The 16638-nt window shown below is 70.5% G+C and carries 15 protein-coding genes; 10 read left to right on the top strand and 5 right to left on the bottom strand.

Annotated elements, in window-relative coordinates:
• Positions 1-510 precede the first annotated feature (510 nt).
• From QWY80_RS17055 to kduD, 6 genes are all read left to right on the top strand, one after another.
• Entirely contained in the window at positions 511-1536 is a 1026-nt protein-coding gene (locus tag QWY80_RS17055) for a sodium:calcium antiporter (protein ID WP_290234147.1), read from the top strand.
• Between the two features lie 132 nt (positions 1537-1668).
• Positions 1669-2691: a LacI family DNA-binding transcriptional regulator gene (locus QWY80_RS17050; protein WP_290234144.1), complete on the top strand. Its 1023-nt coding sequence runs from the start codon at positions 1669-1671 to the stop codon at positions 2689-2691.
• A gap of 34 nt (positions 2692-2725) precedes the next feature.
• Positions 2726-3700 carry a sugar kinase gene (locus tag QWY80_RS17045; protein WP_290234143.1) on the top strand — a complete coding sequence of 325 codons (975 nt, stop codon included), beginning with the start codon at positions 2726-2728 and terminating at the stop codon, positions 3698-3700.
• A gap of 10 nt (positions 3701-3710) precedes the next feature.
• Entirely contained in the window at positions 3711-4691 is a 981-nt protein-coding gene (locus QWY80_RS17040) for a 2-hydroxyacid dehydrogenase (protein WP_290234141.1), read from the top strand.
• Positions 4688-5371, top strand: a complete 684-nt coding sequence (locus QWY80_RS17035) for an HAD-IA family hydrolase (protein ID WP_290234139.1) — start codon at positions 4688-4690, stop codon at positions 5369-5371. The genes QWY80_RS17040 and QWY80_RS17035 overlap by 4 nt, the downstream gene beginning before the upstream one ends.
• Complete coding sequence (gene kduD, locus QWY80_RS17030; protein ID WP_290234135.1) at positions 5358-6110, top strand: 2-dehydro-3-deoxy-D-gluconate 5-dehydrogenase KduD; 753 nt, start codon at positions 5358-5360, stop codon at positions 6108-6110. The genes QWY80_RS17035 and kduD overlap by 14 nt, the downstream gene beginning before the upstream one ends.
• Here kduD and QWY80_RS17025 read toward each other — a convergent pair.
• From QWY80_RS17025 to QWY80_RS17015, 3 genes are all read right to left on the bottom strand, one after another.
• Complete coding sequence (locus QWY80_RS17025) at positions 6064-7839, bottom strand: potassium channel family protein (RefSeq protein ID WP_290234133.1); 1776 nt, start codon at positions 7837-7839, stop codon at positions 6064-6066. The two genes, kduD and QWY80_RS17025, sit on opposite strands and share 47 nt — an antisense overlap.
• A 66-nt stretch (positions 7840-7905) precedes the next feature.
• Entirely contained in the window at positions 7906-8289 is a 384-nt protein-coding gene (locus tag QWY80_RS17020; RefSeq protein WP_290234131.1) for a DUF6394 family protein, read from the bottom strand.
• Positions 8290-8453: 164 nt separating this feature from the next.
• On the bottom strand, positions 8454-9662 hold the full coding sequence (locus QWY80_RS17015; protein WP_290234129.1) for an amino acid deaminase: 1209 nt from the start codon (positions 9660-9662) through the stop codon (positions 8454-8456).
• Between the two features lie 152 nt (positions 9663-9814).
• On the opposite strand from QWY80_RS17015, the gene QWY80_RS17010 reads away from it, so the two are divergent.
• From QWY80_RS17010 to QWY80_RS16995, 4 genes are all read left to right on the top strand, one after another.
• A complete protein-coding gene (locus QWY80_RS17010; protein ID WP_290234125.1) occupies positions 9815-10360 on the top strand; it encodes a MurR/RpiR family transcriptional regulator in 546 nt (181 codons plus the stop codon).
• Between the two features lies 1 nt (position 10361).
• Complete coding sequence (locus QWY80_RS17005; protein ID WP_290234124.1) at positions 10362-11843, top strand: N-acyl-D-amino-acid deacylase family protein; 1482 nt, start codon at positions 10362-10364, stop codon at positions 11841-11843.
• Positions 11840-12232: a RidA family protein gene (locus tag QWY80_RS17000; protein ID WP_290234122.1), complete on the top strand. Its 393-nt coding sequence runs from the start codon at positions 11840-11842 to the stop codon at positions 12230-12232. Before QWY80_RS17005 ends, QWY80_RS17000 begins: the two co-directional genes overlap by 4 nt.
• Before the next feature lie 141 nt (positions 12233-12373).
• Positions 12374-13873 (top strand): sodium:solute symporter family protein, encoded by a 1500-nt coding sequence (locus QWY80_RS16995; protein ID WP_290234119.1) that lies wholly within the window; start codon positions 12374-12376, stop codon positions 13871-13873.
• Between the two features lie 80 nt (positions 13874-13953).
• Here the strand turns inward: QWY80_RS16995 and uxuA are convergent, their stop codons facing one another.
• Complete coding sequence (gene uxuA / locus QWY80_RS16990; RefSeq protein WP_290234117.1) at positions 13954-15132, bottom strand: mannonate dehydratase; 1179 nt, start codon at positions 15130-15132, stop codon at positions 13954-13956.
• A 23-nt stretch (positions 15133-15155) separates the two neighbouring features.
• Positions 15156-16631 (bottom strand): mannitol dehydrogenase family protein, encoded by a 1476-nt coding sequence (locus tag QWY80_RS16985; protein ID WP_290234115.1) that lies wholly within the window; start codon positions 16629-16631, stop codon positions 15156-15158.
• Positions 16632-16638 lie beyond the last annotated feature (7 nt).

The raw sequence follows: 16638 nt of genomic DNA, 5'->3' as shown, positions 1-16638 counted from the left end.
TGTGTGGTTTCGCGACTTACACAATACCGCAATCCATCGTCCGTTTTCATTAATATCAAATGGTTACGTCATCAGTGATGCCTTAAGTAAGTGTCATTCGGGTCTGGACTTGCGAGGGTGTTGAGCTCGAAGGCTCGCGGTAACGGGGGGCCGGATCCCGGACTGCGTGGCAGATGATGTCGAGGGCGATCCGGCCTGGCCCGTGCTCACCCTGACGAGTGCAGCCAGCGGGCCAGCATGCCGCCAATAGGCAAACAACTCCTTTAAAATCAGAATTATAAGAATACTCCATCCACGACCAGGTCGGCCGCCGGACACGCCGGCAGCCTGGTCAAATCTGGCACATGGGCCCCGGGCGCACACCGCTCGTAGGCGGTGCCTGGCTGCCACGGAAGCGAGAAGGCGCTACCCTCATCGGGACACTCGACGACGCCCCGGAGACGCCATGGAACTCCCGGCCCGCCTGCCACCCATACCGCTCCCCTCCCCGCTCGCCGCGAGCGCCCTGTGATGGCGGACCTGTCGCTCGGCATGGCGCTGCTGCTGTTCGGCGGCTGCGCCCTGGTGATCGCCGTGGCGGGGACCCGCCTGACCGGGATCGTTGATGCCCTGGCGGACCGTACCGGCCTGGGCGAGGCCATCGCCGGCGCCGTGCTGCTGGGCATGGCCACCTCGCTTTCGGGCCTGGTGGTATCGGTCTCGGCGGCGCTGGCCGATCGCCCGACCCTGGCGATGAGCAACGCCCTGGGCGGCATCGCCGTGCAGACGCTGTTCCTGACCGTCGCCGACCTCATCCACCGGCGTGCCAACCTGGAGCACGCCGCCGCCTCCCTGGGCAACCTGCTGCAGGGCGGCCTGCTGATCTGCCTGCTCTCCCTGGTGCTGGTGGGGCGCTTCGCCCCGGACTGGACCCTGTGGCAGGTGCACCCCGTCACCCCGCTGCTGCTGATCGCCTACCTGTTCGGCCTGCGCCTGGTGGATCGCAGCCGCGACAATCCCATGTGGCGCCCCGCCCAGACCCGGGAGACCCAGCCCGACATCCCCGATGCACAAGCCGAGCGGCGCTCGGCGCTGCGCCTGTGGGGCGGTTTCGCCCTGCTCGCGACCCTGCTCGGGGTGGGCGGCTGGCTGCTCGAGCGCAGTGCCTCGGTGATCGCCGAGCAGACCGGCCTCGGCCAGTCGGTGGTCGGGGCGCTGATGACCGCCGTGGTGACCTCGCTGCCCGAGCTGGTGACCTCGGTGGCGGCGGTGCGCCGCGGCGCCCTGACCCTGGCGGTCGCCGGCATCATCGGCGGCAACGCCTTCGATACCCTGTTCGTCGCCGCCGCGGACATCGCCTACCGCGGCGGCTCGGTGTATCACGCCATCCCCGATCGGGTGTCGCTGTGGATCGCCCTGTCGCTGCTGATGACCGGCATCCTGCTGGTGGGCATGCTCCACCGCCAGCGCCGGGGGCCGGCCCGCATCGGGTTCGAGAGCGTGGGCATCATCGCCTGCTACCTGGTCGGGGCCCTGGCCCTGCTGCTGGCCCCCTGAGCCCCAGGCTAAGGCGGATAGCTTCCATCGCTCGGGGCCGATCCGTCGACAAGCCGGCGAGGAGGCGCCGGGGTTTGCCCGATAAGCCGATTGCGGCTAGGATGGGAACGGTTCCATCACGACGTCGCCATCATGCCCCGTTCCCCACGCCAGCGCGCCACCATCCTCGAGGTCGCCCGCCACGCCAACGCCTCCAAGACCAGCGTCTCCCGCTACTTCGGCGGCGAACGCGAGCGGCTCTCCCGGGAGCTGCAGGACCGCATCGCCGAGGCCGCCCGCCGCCTGAGCTACCGCCCCAACCAGATGGCCCGGGGCCTCAAGGGCGGCCGCTCGCGGCTGCTCGGCATGCTGGTGGCGGACATCCGCAACCCCTTCTCGGTGGCGGTGATGCATGGCGTGGAACAGGCCTGTCGCGAGCACGGCCTGTCGCTGCTGGTCTGCAACACCGACAACGACCCGGCCCAGGAGCGCGCCCACCTGGCGCTGCTCGCCTCCTACCGGGTCGAGGGGCTGGTGATCAACGCCGCCGGCAGCCCCGACCGCGAACTGCAGGCGCTGGTCGACCAGGGCACGCCCCTGGTGATGCTCGACCGCGAGCTGGGCGAGGTGGAGGCCGAAGTGGTGGGCCTCGACAACGCCCGGGCCCTCGACCTGGCCCTGGACCACCTCCAGGCCCGGGGTTATGGCGAACTGCTCTACCTCAGCGAGCCCCCGGAGCTGGCCAGCCCCCGCCAGGCACGCCTGACGCGCTTCCACCAGGGGATCGCGGCGCGCGACCTGGTCGGCGAGGTCCATTGCCGGCCCCTCGGCGAGCGCGAGGCCCTGAACCGCGCCATCGGCGACTTCCTGGCCCGCCCCGGTACGGCACCCCGGGCGCTGCTGTGCGCCAACGGCAACGCCACCCTGGCGGCCACCCGGGCCCTGCAGGCCCTCGGCGCTCGCCTGGGCGAGACCGGACTGCTGGGCATCGACGAACTCGACTGGTGCGCGCTGGTCGGCCCCGGCATCACCACCCTGGCCCAGCCCACCGAGGCGATCGGTCGCGCCGCAGTGGAGTGCCTGATGCGTCGCCGCGAGGCCGGTGATTCCACCACGCCGGCGCGCCGGGTGCAGTTCCAGGCCAGCCTGATCCCCCGCGGCTCCACCCGCCGCTGAATCCTCCGCTTCCAACCTTGCACAGGAGCCCACCATGCCGCATCCATCCACTCCTCCCGAGATCCTCGCCTTCGGCGAGGCCATGACCATGTTCGTCGCCGAGGATCCCGGCGAGCTGGCCGCCGTCGAGCACTTCCAGCGCCGCATCGCCGGCGCCGACACCAACGTGGCCATCGGCCTGGCCCGCCTGGGCTTTCATGTGGGCTGGCTGAGCCGGGTCGGCGACGACGGCTTCGGCACCTTCATTCGCCGCGCCCTGGAGGCCGAGGGGCTGGACTGCCGCCACCTGCGCACCGACGCCGCGCACCCCACCGGCCTGGTGTTCAAGGAGCGCGCCCAGGGCGGCGCCGATCCCCACGTGGAGTACTTCCGCCGCGGCAGTGCCGCCAGCCACCTGGCGCCGACCGACGCCGACGGCGTCGACTTCTCGGCGCTGCGCCACCTGCACGCCACCGGCATCCCCCCGGCGCTCTCGACGAGCTGCCGCGAGCTCGCCGAGAGCATGCTCGAGCGGGCCCGGGACGCCGGCGCCAGCCTCTCCTTCGACCCCAACCTGCGCCCCAGCCTGTGGCACAGCGAGGCCGAGATGCGCGACACCCTCAACGCCCTGGCGGCCCGGGCCGACTGGGTGCTGCCCGGCCTGGCCGAGGGCCGCCTGCTGACCGGCCACGACAGCCCCGAGGCGATCGCCGACTTCTACCTGGAGCGCGGCGCCCAGGCGGTGATCATCAAGCTAGGTCCCCAGGGCAGCTACTATCGGGGTAGCCTGGGCGGCGAGCAGGCCGACTTCACCGTGCCCGGCGTGCCGGTGGCCGAGGTGGTCGACACCGTGGGCGCCGGCGACGGCTTCGCGGTGGGCGTGATCAGCGCCCTGCTCGACGGCCTCTCGCCCCGCGAGGCGCTGAGCCGCGGCAACCTGGTCGGCGCCCTGGCGGTGCAGGTACGCGGCGACATGGAGGGCCTGCCCGACCGCGCCCACCTCGAGCGACTGGCATCCACCCCGCAATGAGGAGACCGTCATGAAGAAGCGTATCTTGGCCTATGGCCGCCTGAGCGAGGCCCAGTTGGCCCAGCTGGCCCGCGAGTTCGAGGTCCAGCGGTTCCACGGCCTCGCCTCGGCGGACGACCCCGAGTTCCGGGCCGCCCTGCGCGAGGCCCATGGCCTGATCGGCTCCAGCGTGGCGATCCCCGCCGAGCTGCTGGACGAGGCCCCTAACCTGGAGGCCATCGCCAGCGTCTCGGTGGGCTACGACAACTACCCGGTGGAGGCGCTGACCGAGCGCGGCATCCTGCTCTGCAACACCCCGGACGTGCTCACCGAGACCACCGCCGACACCGGCTTCGCGCTGATCATGGCCACCGCCCGCCGGGTGGTGGAACTGGCCGACTTCGTCAGGCGTGGCGACTGGCAGAAGAGCATCGGCCCCGAGCACTTCGGCAGCGACGTGCACGGCAAGACCCTCGGCCTGGTGGGCTTCGGGCGCATCGGCGCCGCCGTGGCCCGGCGCGGCGCCCTGGGCTTCGGCATGCGGGTGCGCTACGCCATGGCCTCGCCCAAGCCGGCCCTGGAGGCCGAGCTGGGCGCCGAGCGCCGCGAACTCGACGAGCTGCTCGCCGAGTCCGACTTCGTGTGCGTCACCGTGCCCCTCTCCGAGGCCACCCGCCACCTGATCGGCGCCCATGAGCTCGCGCACATGAAGCCCTCGGCGATCCTGGTCAACATCGCCCGCGGCCCGGTGGTCGACGAGGCGGCGTTGATCGAGGCGCTGGAGATGGGCCGCATCCGCGCCGCCGGCCTCGACGTCTTCGAGCAAGAACCGCTGTCGCCGGAGTCACCGCTGCCGTACATGGCCAATGTGGTGGCCCTGCCGCACATCGGCTCGGCGACCCACGAGACCCGCGACGCCATGGCCCAGCGGGCGGTGGACAACCTCATCCTGGCGCTCTCCGGCGAACGCCCCATCAGCCTGGTGAACGAAGATGCCTGGAGGCCCGCATGACCCCACCGCTCTGCCTGCTCTTCGACTCCGACGGCACCCTGGTCGACAGCGAGATCCTGCTCGCCGAGGTGATGGGCGACATCCTGCCGGCCTTCGACCTGCCCTTCTCCGCCCGACAGTACATGGAGGAGTTCCGCGGCGTGCGCTTCCGCACCATCGTCGACAGCCTCGGCGAGCGCCACGGCGCCCTGGACGAGGAGCGCCTCCCGGCGCTGGAGGGCGAGATGCGCCGCCTGATGGAGCAACGCATGCGCGCCGAGCTCAAGCCCATCGACGGCATGCCGGAGGCCCTGGAGGCCCTGGCCGCCCACCCCAAGGCGGTGGTCTCCAACGGCCCGGAGCGCAAGATCCGCTGCGCCATGGAGAGCACCGGCCTCGCCCCGCACTTCGGCGACCGGCTGTTCAGCGCCTACACCCTGGGCGTGTGGAAGCCCGATCCGGGCCTCTACCGCCAGGCCGCCGAGGCCTTGGGCCAAGCCCCCGAGCACTGCGTAGTCATCGACGACGCCGCCGTGGGCGTGGCCGCCGGGCTGGCCGCCGGCATGCGTGTGATCCACCTCAACCGCTTCCCCGACGCGGAGACGACGCCGGACGGCGCCGTCGCCATCCATCATGCCGGCGAACTGCCCGAAGCGGTGGCCCGGCTCACCACGCAGGAGACCGCCCATGACCCGCTTTGACCTGCATGGCCGGGTGGCCATGGTCACCGGCTGCAACAAGGGGCTCGGCCAGGGCCTGGCCGTGGCGTTGGCCGAGGCCGGCGCCGACATCGTCGGCGTCAGCCGCCGCCCCGCCGACGAGACCCGCTCCCGCATCGAGGCACTGGGGCGTCGCTATATCGGCGTCGAGGCCGAGCTGGGCCGCGACGCCCCGACGGATATCGTCGAACAGGCCCTGCGCGACGCCGGCCGGCTCGACATCCTGGTCAACAACGCCGGGACCATCCGCCGCGCCCCCGCCCTGGAGTTCAGCGAGGACGACTGGGACGCCGTGGTCGACGTCAACCTCAAGGCGGCCTTCTTCCTCGCCCAGGCGGTGGCCCGCCACCTGGTGGCACGCGGCGCACCGGGACGCATCGTCAACATCGCCTCGGTGCTGTCCTTCCAGGGCGGCATCCGCGTGCCCTCCTACACCGCCAGCAAGAGCGGCATCCTCGGCCTGACCCGGCTGCTGGCCAACGAGTGGGCCGCCCACGGCATCACCGTCAATGCCATCGCTCCGGGCTACATGGCCACCGACAACACCCAGGCCCTGCGCGATGATCCGACCCGCAGCGCCGAGATCCTCGGGCGCATCCCCGCCGGGCGTTGGGGCACCCCGGAGGACCTGGCCGGCGCGGTGATCTTCCTCTGCTCGGATGCCGCCGCCTACGTCAACGGCCACGCCCTGGCGGTGGACGGCGGCTGGCTGGCGCGCTGAAGCGACCTCGATGCCGTTGCAGCCTGTCTTCGAGCCATGCGAACACGTATCCGCGCGGCTCATCGAGCCCCGTTACCACATACCGAAGCGTATAGGGATTGTGGAGTGTCGCCTGCAGCATCGTCTCCACCCAATAAACACTGCAGAAGAGGAGCTCGTCGCCGACCCCAAGCGAAAAATCCTTTTCCGGCAACATGATCGACTGCCCTGCCCGGCGAACGGCGAGCACTTCGCACGGGAGCGCTTCCGGGAACGAGCGCGCATCGCGGCACAGCGCCCCTAACGCCACCGCCCCCCCGGCATCCAGATATTCGGTCACCGCCGGCGCTTCGCCCGGAACCAGCCTGACCGACCACAGATGCGGGGATTCCGCGCCCACGGCCGCCTGCAGACGGGCCACCAGTTCCTCCGTCCGGGCCGGTTCGTGTTCCGCGAGCCAGTCAATCAGTTCCTGGACGAGAGGCGAGATCAGCAGCTTCAGGATCCGACGCGCCGTTGTCAGGCTGTGCTGGAGGACCAGGTCGGCCCGTGCGGCATCGAATGCGACCTGATTCTCATGACTGTTCTGGCGCACGATGCGGAACGCCTCCGGATTGAGCTCCGTCACCGCCAACAGCGTATTGAGATTGTCAGAATCGCGATTCGTCGCGACGACGACCCCGGCCGCGTCATCGATCCCCGCGGTCACCAAGGCCGAATGATCGGCGTACGCCTGGACGATGGCCGTACCTTCTCCGGCCACCTTGGCATCCACTCCCGGATCGATAATACGTACGCCGACGCCATGGGCCTGGAGGTAGCGATGGATCCAGTGTCCCATCCGTCCGTACCCGCATAGAACCCAAGTACCCCGTGGAACCTGTATCGGTGCTCCGAGTTCGACGCCATGTGCGCCCACGAACCACGCATTGAGGTTGTGCAGTTCGGGGCGTGCGATCGCCCAGTAGACGAGCTGGGCGAAGATCTCGAACGGGTCGACGACCGTGACATTGTCCAGCGCCCGCAGATTGGCCTCATGGGGGGCCGAGGACGAACGGCATATGACCCGAAGCCGCGGGTTCAGGTGCCGTGCCATCACCGCGATCTTGAGAGTGACGTCGTCATCGTTTGTCAGCACGACCAGGGCCCGGCATGCGGGGTGTTCGACACCCGCGGCCAACAGGTGTTTCGGCGCGCTGGCGTCCGCGTGGAGTCCTGGCATCGCGACCGTATAATCGCGCACGCCCAGTGCCTTGATGCGTTCCGGGTCGGAATCGAGTATCACCGCGCGCATACGGTGGTCGCTCAGGCCCCGGGCAAGCAGACTGCCGGTATCGCCGAAACCGCAGAGGATGACGAAAGGTTCCACGTTGCCCTTCACCTTGCGAGCGAACCGAAACCCATCCATGGCCTGGATGAAATAGGGATTCTGAACCAGGCGAATCAGGGATCCGATCGCATAGAACCACGCGATGACGCCGGTATAGAGGCAGAAGATCGTCCACAGACGCTGCTCGTCGCTGAAGCCGTCCGGCAGTTCGCCGAAACCGGTCGTGGTAGCCGTATAGGTGAAGAAATAGAAGGCGTGGAAGAGATTCATGTACGTCGTCTCACCATCGACGACCTGGCCTGGCATCAGGGCCATGCCCATGATGCCTACCGAATACACGAACAGCAGCGCGAACAGCGGCCGGCGCATATAGCGCAGGACGATCATCGTCACACGGTCGAGATCGGAGGTCTGCGTCATGCCTTCAGCCTTCCCTCTGCCTGTCCCGGATCGTGGCTGCCACGCTGAACCGACCCGCGCGCCGTGTTAGCGCCGCGAGAGCAGCGTATCGCCCACCAGAATCACCGTCGCGATGATATTCGCGACCAGCGCTCCCGTTGCGATCGAGACGATATCGACCATTACTGCAGGCCCCGGTCCGCCCCCGCCACTGGGTTCCGTGACGATCCAGACGACGCGCGCCGTGATCAGCAGAAGCCCGGCAACCAGTCCGGACGCCAGCAACAACGCCCCGGTCTGGGAGCGATCCCCCAGTTTCAGTCCGATCGCAACCAGGTTGGTGATGATGGCGAACGTGAGAATCCATACATTCGGGTGTGCGGCCATCTCGACGCCACCCGCGACGAACGCGGCATTGAGGCTCAGGGTGAGGATGATGAAAAAACCGAATAGGACGCGTTCGAAATTCATGGGCCTGCTCCTGGCCAGGACGCGCCGTCAGTATAGGCAGGAGCCCCTGTGACCGCGAACGCCGCCGACATGATGGGCCAGGCGTCCGAGCGCTGCGTGGTGACGCCTATGTCAACGGCCATGCGCTAGCGGTGGACGGTGGCTGGCTGGCGCGCTGAGCCCGCTCAGAAACAGGTCGCCAGGGTCTCCGTGACCCGCAGCGCCTCGTCCACCAGCAGCAGCCGGCGCCACTTGTCGAAGGTCAGGCAGGGGTGCGAGGCGCCGAAGGCGACGATGTCGCCCACCGCCACGCCGTCGGCCTCTTCGGGCAGGCGCACGAAGGCGTGCTGGTCCATCAGCCGGGTGACCTTCCAGCCGGCGACCGGCAGCGACCGGGCCGGATCGCCCCCCTCGCGGTAGCGGCGCAGCGCCACCGGCAGCTGGTCGAAGCCGATGTCGCGCTTGCCCAGGGCGATGACCGCCAGCCCCGGCTCGGGCAACGACTGCACCTGGGCGAACACCTCCAGGGCCGGTTCCAGGCCCCGCTCCAGGTCGGGACGCCGCCCCAGCACGCCGCGCTGGGCCTCGCGATAGAGGCCATGGTCGTGGACCACGTAGCAGCCGGGACGCAGCACCGGCACGAAGTGCGCCTTCAGCCGCGCCTCGTGGAAGACCTCGGCGACCAGGTCGTACCAGGCCGAGCCGGAGGCGGTGATCAGCGGCGCCGGCGACTCGATCAGGCCGTCGCGGTCCAGCGCCTGGGCGGCCTCGACCAGGTGCCAGGCGTAGGCGCGGACGGCACTCGCCGGTTCCTCGCCATGCACCACCCCCTCGTAGCCCTCGAGCCCCGCGAGCACCAGCGCCGGCTCCTCCTGGATCTGCTCCGCCAGCGCCATGACCTCGTCCTGGTCGCGGCAACCGCAGCGCCCGCCGGGCACGCCCAGCTCGATCAGCACCTGCAGGCGCAGCCCGCGGGCGGCGAAGTAGCGCCCCAGCTGGCGCACGTTCGCGGCGCCGTCCACCACGCAGTAGTAGTCGGCCCCACCCTCGATCAGCGCGGCGACGATGGCCATGTTGGCCTCGCCCACCAGCTGGTTGGCCATCAGCAGCCGCGTCACCCCATGGGCGAAGGCGGCCCGGCACTGGGGCGCCGTGGCCAGGGTGATGCCCCAGGCCCCGGCCGCCAGCTGACGGTGGAACAGCGCCGGGGTCATGGTGGTCTTGCCGTGGGGCGCCAGCCGCGCGCCATGGTCGTCGGCGAAGCGCTGCATCCACGCCAGGTTGTGGGCCAGCGGCGCCTCATGGATCACCGCCGCCGGCAGGCTGACCCCCACCAGCAGCTCGGGCCCGGCCTCCATGGTGCCCTTGTCGCAGCACATCTTCGCGTCGCTCATCGTTCCCTCCCCTCCTGACGACGGCCAGGCCGTCATGTTGGATGTTTTCACGCACAGTTGACGATTAGGCCGCCGGGCGCCGCTTCATCCAGGAGGCCGCCCCCGAGGACGGCGCCGCCGCGGTCTACGACATCGCCGCCCAGACCCTGGCGGTGAATCGCGAACTGATGGCCCAGGCCGACGTGGCGGGGGCCGTGGAGCGCCTCGACGGCGCCCGCCAGATCCTGGTGTTCGGCGCCGGCGGCGGCTCCAGCATGCTCTCCCAGGAGCTGCAGTTCCGCCTGGTGCGCCTGGGCTATGCGGTGAGCGCCTACCCCCAGGCCCTGCTGCCGCGCATGGTGGCCTCAACCCTGGAGCCCGAGGACGTGGTGGTGGTGCTCTCGGTGTCCGGCCATACACCGGAAATGGTGGACTCGGCACGCATCGCCCGCCAGTACGGCGCCCAGGTGGTGGCGATCACCGCCCAGGGCTCGCCCCTGGCCGAAACCGCCGACCTGGTGCTGCCGGTGGCGTCCCGGGAGACCGACTTCATCTACCACCCCTCCGCCTCCCGCTACGCCATGCTCGCCGCCATCGACGTCCTGGCCCTCGAACTGGCCATGCGCCATCGCGAGCGCTCCCGCGACAAGCTGCGCCGCCTGAAACTCACCCTCGACGCCCACCGCGGCGGCGACAACCGCCAGCCGCTGGGAGACTGAGATGACCTACGACCTGCTGATCCGCAATGCCCGGGTGCTCGACGGCACCGGCGCGGCGCCCTTCCGGGGCGACGTGGCGGTGTGTGGCGAGCGTATCGTCGCCATCGGTGACCTGGGCGACGCCGCCGCACGCACGCTGATCGACGCCGGGGGCCGCTACCTGGCGCCGGGCTTCATCGACGTGCACACCCACGACGACACCAACGTGATCCGCACCCCGGCGATGCTGCCCAAGCTCTCCCAGGGGGTGACCACGGTGGTGGTGGGCAACTGCGGCATCAGCGCCAGCCCCGTGACCCTCGAGGACGAGGTGCCCGACCCCATGAACCTGCTGGGCCGGGTCGAGGACTTCCGCTACCCGAGCTTCGCCGCCTATGCCGAGGCCGTGGACGCGGCCACCCCCAGCGTCAACGTCGCCGCCCTGGTGGGGCATACCAGCCTGCGCAGCCAGGCGATGGACGACTTCGCCCGCCCGGCCGGCAACGCCGAGATCGACACCATGGAACGCCTGCTGCGCCGGGCCCTGGCCGAGGGCGCACTGGGGCTCAGCTCGGGGCTCGCCTACCGCAACGCCTTCCATGCGCCCACGGCGGAGATGACGCCGCTGGTGGCCGCGGTGGGCGAGGCCGGCGGCGTCTACACCACCCACCTGCGCGACGAGTTCGCCGGCCTGCCGGGCGCCATGGACGAGGCCTTCGCCACCGCCCGCCAGGGCCGGGTGCCGCTGGTGATCTCGCACCTCAAGTGCGCCGGCGCCGGCAACTGGGGCGGCGCCCCCCCCGCCCTGGCCAAGCTGGAGGACGCGGCGCGGGGGCAGCGCGCCCACTGCGACTGCTACCCCTATACCGCCGGCTCCTCGACCCTCGACCTGGGCCAGGTCACCGACGAGATCGAGATCACCATCACCTGGTCCGAGCCGCACCCCGAGCAGGCGCGCCGCCCGCTCAAGGCGATCGCCGAGGAGTGGAACCTGTCGCTGCGGGAGGCCGCCGAGCGCCTGCAGCCGGCCGGGGCGGTCTACCACAACATGAGCGAGGACGACATGCGCCGGGTGCTGGCCCATCCGCTGTCGATGGTCGGCTCCGACGGCCTGCCCAACGACCCGCATCCGCACCCGCGGCTGTGGGGCGCCTTCCCCCGGGTGCTGGCCCGTTACAGCCGCGACCTGGGGCTGATGCCGCTGGCCGAGGCGGTGCGCAAGATGACCTCGCTCTCGGCGGCCAACTTCGACCTCGTCGACCGCGGCGAGATCCGCGAGGGGGCCTATGCCGACCTGACGCTCTTCGACCTCGCGACCCTGGAGGACACCGCCGACTACGCCACGCCCGTCGCCCCGGCCCGGGGCATCGAGCTGGTGGTGGTCAACGGAACGATCGCCTACCGCCAGGGCGCGGCCACCGGCGAACGCAGCGGGCGCATGCTGCGCCGCACCCAACGCATCGCCAATTCCCTGACCCCACACAGCATGGAGGAGTCCCCATGAGCATCACCCGTTACGGCGTCGAAGGCGGCGTCGGTACCGGCGGCCAGACGCTGCCCTTCGCCCGCGCCGTGGAGGTCGGCGGCTGGCTGCTGGTCTCCGGCCAGACGCCGATGACCGACGGCGAAGTGGTCGAGGGCGGCATCGTCGAGCAGACCCGACTGGCCTTCGACAACTGCCTGGCGATCATGCGCGAGGCCGGCTACGAGGTGGAGGACGTGGTGCACGTCACCGCGGTGCTCACCGACGCCCGCTACTTCTCGTCCTTCAACAAGGTGTTCCGCGAGGTCTTCGGCGACCATCCGCCGGCGCGCATCTGCAGCGTCCAGGACCTGGTGGTGGACTGCAAGGTGGAGGTGGACGTCAAGTGCTTTCGGGCCGACCGGGCCTGATGAAGGGAGTGCCGTGCTCCCGGCAAGGAGCACGGCACCGGACCGCCGCGGTGGACTCGTGACACAAGACGCCGCGGCAATCGTCACATTGCTTACCCTCGGCCGCGGCAACGGCCGGGCAAACAACGACAAGAGGCTACCATGAACAGCCAGATTTTCCTCGCCACCTTCGTGGCCTACGTCGTCGCCATGATCGGCTTCGGCTGGTGGATCTCCCGCCACAAGCGCGGCAGCGGCGACGACTTCCTGCTCGGCGGACGCAGCGTGCCGCTGTTCCTCACCATCGGCACCACCGTGGCCACCATGGTCGGCACCGGCTCGAGCATGGGCGCGGTGGGCTTCGGCTACGCCAACGGCTGGGCCGGCGCCCTCTACGGCATCGGCGGCGCCGTGGGCGTGCTGCTGCTGGCCCTGCTCTTCGCCCCGGTGCGCAAGCTGCGCTTCATGACCATGAGCGAGGAGCTCTCCTACTACGTGGGCGCCAACCGCCTGGTGCGTTACCTGGTGGCGCTGCTGATCTACGTCGCCTGCATCGGCTGGCTGGGCGCGCATATCCTCGGCGGCGGCCTCTACCTGTCGTGGATGGCGGACATCGACCTGACCACCGCGCGCGTCCTGGTGGCGCTGGGCTTCGGCATCTACTGCGTGATCGGCGGCTACTTCGCGGTAGTGTGGACCGACACCGTCCAGGCGGTGGTGCTGTTCGCCGGCTTCCTGCTGATGGCGGTACTGGCCCTGGTCGAGGTCGGCGGTTTCGGCGGGCTCGCCGCGGGCATGGAGGCCGGCGCCGCCGGCTTCCTCGGCATCGGGGCGATCGGCGGCCTGCCGGCGCTGTCGCTGGCCGCGGTGATCGCCGTGGGCGTGCTGGCCACTCCCTCCTTCCGCCAGCGCATCTACTCCGGCGAATCGGTGGCCTCGGTGCGCCGCTCCTTCGTGATCACCGGCGTGCTCTACCTGGGCTTCTCGATCATCCCGGCGATCATCGGCATGGCCACCCACGCCTTGAACCCGGGCCTGGAGAACAGCAACTTCGCCTTCCCCTTCCTGGCCACCGAGATCCTGCCGCTGGGCCTCGGCCTGCTGCTGCTGGTGGCGGGGCTGTCGGCGACCATGTCCAGCGCCAGCTCGGACGCCATCGCCGGGGTCTCGACGCTGATGCGCGACCTCTACGTGCTGGCCACGGGGCATACCCCCTCGGCGCGCAACGTGGTGCGCTTCTCGCGGCTCGCCCTGGTGGCCACCATCGGCCTGGCCCTGGCCTTCGCCCTGACCTCGGACAACGTGATCACCTACATCACCAGCATGATCGCCACCGTCATGGCCGGTCTCTTCGCCTGCGCCCTGCTGGGTCGCTTCTGGCCGCGCTACAACTGGCAGGGCGCGGTGGCCACCCTGGTCAGCGCCTCGGCCACCTCGCTTTCGATCATCGCCAACGCCGACTGGAGCGCCTACTGGGGCAACCCCAGCATCCCGGCGGTGCTGGCGGCCCTGGTCGCCGGGGTGGCGGTCAGCCTGCTGACCCGGGCGCCGCGCACCACCCCGGAACAGGCCCTGGCGATCCTCGACGAGGAGCGCAAGCGCATGGAGCAGGCCCCCGATGCGGCCCTGACGGAAAACCAGGTCGCCGCCACCGGCCGCTAACGCTCCCTCACCGTTCCAGAGCCGGTAACGAATGGGCCCCGCCGAGCGATCGGCGGGGCCCATTTCCGTGTGGGCAACCGTCAGGCCGTCAGTTGCCGTACCGCCAGTTCCACCCCGCGCAGCTCGGCCAGGCCGCGCAGCCGGCCGTAGAGCGGATAGCCCGGGGCGGTGTCGCGGTGCCGGTCGTCGAGCATGTGATGGCCGTGGTCGGGGCGCAGCGGCAGGCGCGGGCCACCCTCGCGCTCGCGGCGCCGCTCCTCCTCCACCAGCGCCTGGATCACCGCCACCATGTCGACGTCGCCGTCGAGATGCGGCGCCTCGTGGAAGGAACGCGGATCCGGTGACTCGCGCCGGGTGGAGCGCAGGTGGGCGAAGTAGACCTTCGGCCCGAAGCGCCGGGCCATGTCGGCCAGGTCGATGTCGGCGCGCACCCCGTAGGAGCCGGTGCACAGCGTCAGGCCGTTGGCCGGGCTGGGCACGGCGTCGAGGAGCCACCGGGCGTCTTCGGGGGTGGAGACCACCCGCGGCAGCCCCAGCATCGGGCGGGGCGGGTCGTCGGGGTGAATCGCCATGCGGATGCCCACCTCCTCGGCCACCGGGATCACCGCGCGCAGGAAGACCGCCAGGTGCTCGCGCAGGCGGTCGGCATCGATCTCGGCATAGTCCGCCAGCACGCCGCGGAACTGCTCCAGGGTGTAGTGCTCCTCGGCCCCCGGCAGGCCGGCGATCAGGGTATCCACCAGCCGGTCGCGCCCGGGTTGGTCCAACCCCTCGAGATAGGCCTTGGCCTCGGCCTGCTCGTCCACGCCGTACTCCGCCTCGGCGCCGGGGCGCCGGAGCAGGTAGAGGTCGAAGGCGGCAAACGCCACCTGGTCGAAGCGCAGCGCGAGCGCTCCGTCCGGCAACGACCAGCTGAGGTCGGTGCGGGTCCAGTCGAGCACCGGCATGAAGTTGTAGCAGACGGTGTCGATGCCGCAGGCCGCCAGGTTGCGCAGGGTCTGGCAGTAGGTGGCGATCAGGGCGTCGCGCTCGGGCCGGCCCTGCTTGATCGCCTCGGGGACCGGCACGCTCTCCACCACCGACCAGGTCAGGCCGGCGGCCTCGATCAGCGCCTTGCGCTCGCCGATCGCCTCCAGCGACCAGACTTCATCGTTGGGCACCTCGTGCAGGGCCGTGACGATGCCGGTGGCCCCGGTCTGGCGGATCTCCTCGAGGCGGATGGGGTCCTTCGGGCCGAACCAGCGCCAAGTGTGTTCCATGGGGGATCTCCTCTCAGGCCTCTTTATGCGCTACTGCATGCCAGGGCGGCGAGCGCCCCGTCGAGGCCCTGTTCGGTCAGGGACCGATAGGCCGTGAGCACCGCTTCGGCAAAGACCGCATCGGCCGCCAGGGCCGGCGGCACCACGTCGTCCATGGCCAGGAAGGCGGTGACCAGCGCCTCGGGGGCCTGGCCGTGACGCGCGTGGAGCTCGGCGAAGCGCGGCGCCAGGGGGTCGTCCACCGCATAGGGTTGGCCCTGGCGGTCCCGGCCGGCGGTATAGCGAATCCAGGCGGCCAGGCCCAGCGCCGTGCAGGGCGTCGCCTGCCCCGCCTCGCGGCGTGCCAGGCTGCCCTGCAGCCAGCGCTGCGGCAGCTTCTGGCTGCCGTCCATGGCGATCTGGTGCAGGCGGTGGCGCAGGCTGTCGTTGGCGAAGCGCGCCAGCAGGGAGTCGGCGTAGGCGGCGAGATCGGTGCCCTCGGGCATGGCCAGGGTCGGCGCCGCCTCCTCCAGCATATAGCGGCGCAGCAGGGCCCGCAGGTCGTCGCGGCTCACCGCCTCGAAGACCGTCTCGATGCCCGCCGGCGCGCCCAGGTAGGCCAGCAGCGAGTGGCTGCCGTTGAGCAGGCGCAGCTTCATGGTCTCGAAGGGCGCCACGTCGGCGACCATCTCCACCCCGTCGGCCGCCCAGTCCGGCCGCCCCTGGGGGAAGTCATCCTCCACCACCCACTGGGCGAAGGCCTCGCCGACCACGGCGTTGGGGTCCGCCACGCCCAGCTCATCGAGCCGGGCGAAGTCGGCCTCGGTCATGGCCGGCACGATGCGGTCGACCATGCTGCAGGGAAAGGCCACCTGGCGCTCGATCCACTCGCCCAGGGTGGCATCGCGCCGCTCGGCCAGCTGGATCACGGCGTTGCGGGTGCGCTTGCCGTTGTCCGGCATATTGTCGCAGGAGAGCACCGTGAAGGGTGGCAGGCCCGCCTCGCGACGCCGCGCCAGCGCCTCCACCAGGATCCCCGGCGCCGTGCGCGGCTGGGTGGGCGTGGCGATGTCCGCGGCGATTATGGGGTCGTCGGCGAGCAGCTCGCCGCTGGCCGGGTTGAGGAAGTAGCCCTTCTCGGTGACGGTGAGGGTGACCAGGCGCGTCCCGGGTGCGGCCAGCCGCGCCAGCAGGGCCTCGAGGTCACGCCCCCAGCGCCCCTCGGCGTCACGGCCGCTGAACAGTGTCTCCTCGATCACCCCTATCTCGCGCAGGGTCAGGGTCTGGCTGTCGGCGTACTCCGCCACGTGATAGCGATGGCCGGCCTCGCGCAGGCCATCCACCAGGCCCACGCTGGCGCGCAGGTTGGCGCTGCAGACCCCCCAGGCGGTATCACCGGTACGCTGACGGTAGCGCTCCAGGTAGACCGCCTGGTGGGCGCGATGGAAGGCGCCGAGACCCAGGTGGACGATGCCGATGCGGCCCGCCTGGGGCGCCGCGGGGAGATGGGTCAGATTCATGGGCATG

The organism is Halomonas ramblicola (genome assembly GCF_030409215.1).
Classification (GTDB): Bacteria; Pseudomonadota; Gammaproteobacteria; order Pseudomonadales; family Halomonadaceae; genus Halomonas; species Halomonas ramblicola.
Note: the sequence above shows the minus strand (reverse complement) of the source record. Positions and strands in the feature narration are given on the sequence as shown.

Bases quoted from the DNA above. Each gene is read 5' to 3' on its own strand.
- QWY80_RS17055 (WP_290234147.1), top strand. From the start codon at position 511: ATGGCGGACCTGTCGCTCGGCATGGCGCTGCTGCTGTTCGGCGGCTGC.
- QWY80_RS17050 (WP_290234144.1), top strand. From the start codon at position 1,669: ATGCCCCGTTCCCCACGCCAGCGCGCCACCATCCTCGAGGTCGCCCGC.
- QWY80_RS17045 (WP_290234143.1), top strand. From the start codon at position 2,726: ATGCCGCATCCATCCACTCCTCCCGAGATCCTCGCCTTCGGCGAGGCC.
- QWY80_RS17040 (WP_290234141.1), top strand. From the start codon at position 3,711: ATGAAGAAGCGTATCTTGGCCTATGGCCGCCTGAGCGAGGCCCAGTTG.
- QWY80_RS17035 (WP_290234139.1), top strand. From the start codon at position 4,688: ATGACCCCACCGCTCTGCCTGCTCTTCGACTCCGACGGCACCCTGGTC.
- kduD (WP_290234135.1), top strand. From the start codon at position 5,358: ATGACCCGCTTTGACCTGCATGGCCGGGTGGCCATGGTCACCGGCTGC.
- QWY80_RS17025 (WP_290234133.1), bottom strand. From the start codon at position 7,839: ATGACGCAGACCTCCGATCTCGACCGTGTGACGATGATCGTCCTGCGC.
- QWY80_RS17020 (WP_290234131.1), bottom strand. From the start codon at position 8,289: ATGAATTTCGAACGCGTCCTATTCGGTTTTTTCATCATCCTCACCCTG.
- QWY80_RS17015 (WP_290234129.1), bottom strand. From the start codon at position 9,662: ATGAGCGACGCGAAGATGTGCTGCGACAAGGGCACCATGGAGGCCGGG.
- QWY80_RS17005 (WP_290234124.1), top strand. From the start codon at position 10,362: ATGACCTACGACCTGCTGATCCGCAATGCCCGGGTGCTCGACGGCACC.
- QWY80_RS17000 (WP_290234122.1), top strand. From the start codon at position 11,840: ATGAGCATCACCCGTTACGGCGTCGAAGGCGGCGTCGGTACCGGCGGC.
- QWY80_RS16995 (WP_290234119.1), top strand. From the start codon at position 12,374: ATGAACAGCCAGATTTTCCTCGCCACCTTCGTGGCCTACGTCGTCGCC.
- uxuA (WP_290234117.1), bottom strand. From the start codon at position 15,132: ATGGAACACACTTGGCGCTGGTTCGGCCCGAAGGACCCCATCCGCCTC.
- QWY80_RS16985 (WP_290234115.1), bottom strand. From the start codon at position 16,631: ATGAATCTGACCCATCTCCCCGCGGCGCCCCAGGCGGGCCGCATCGGC.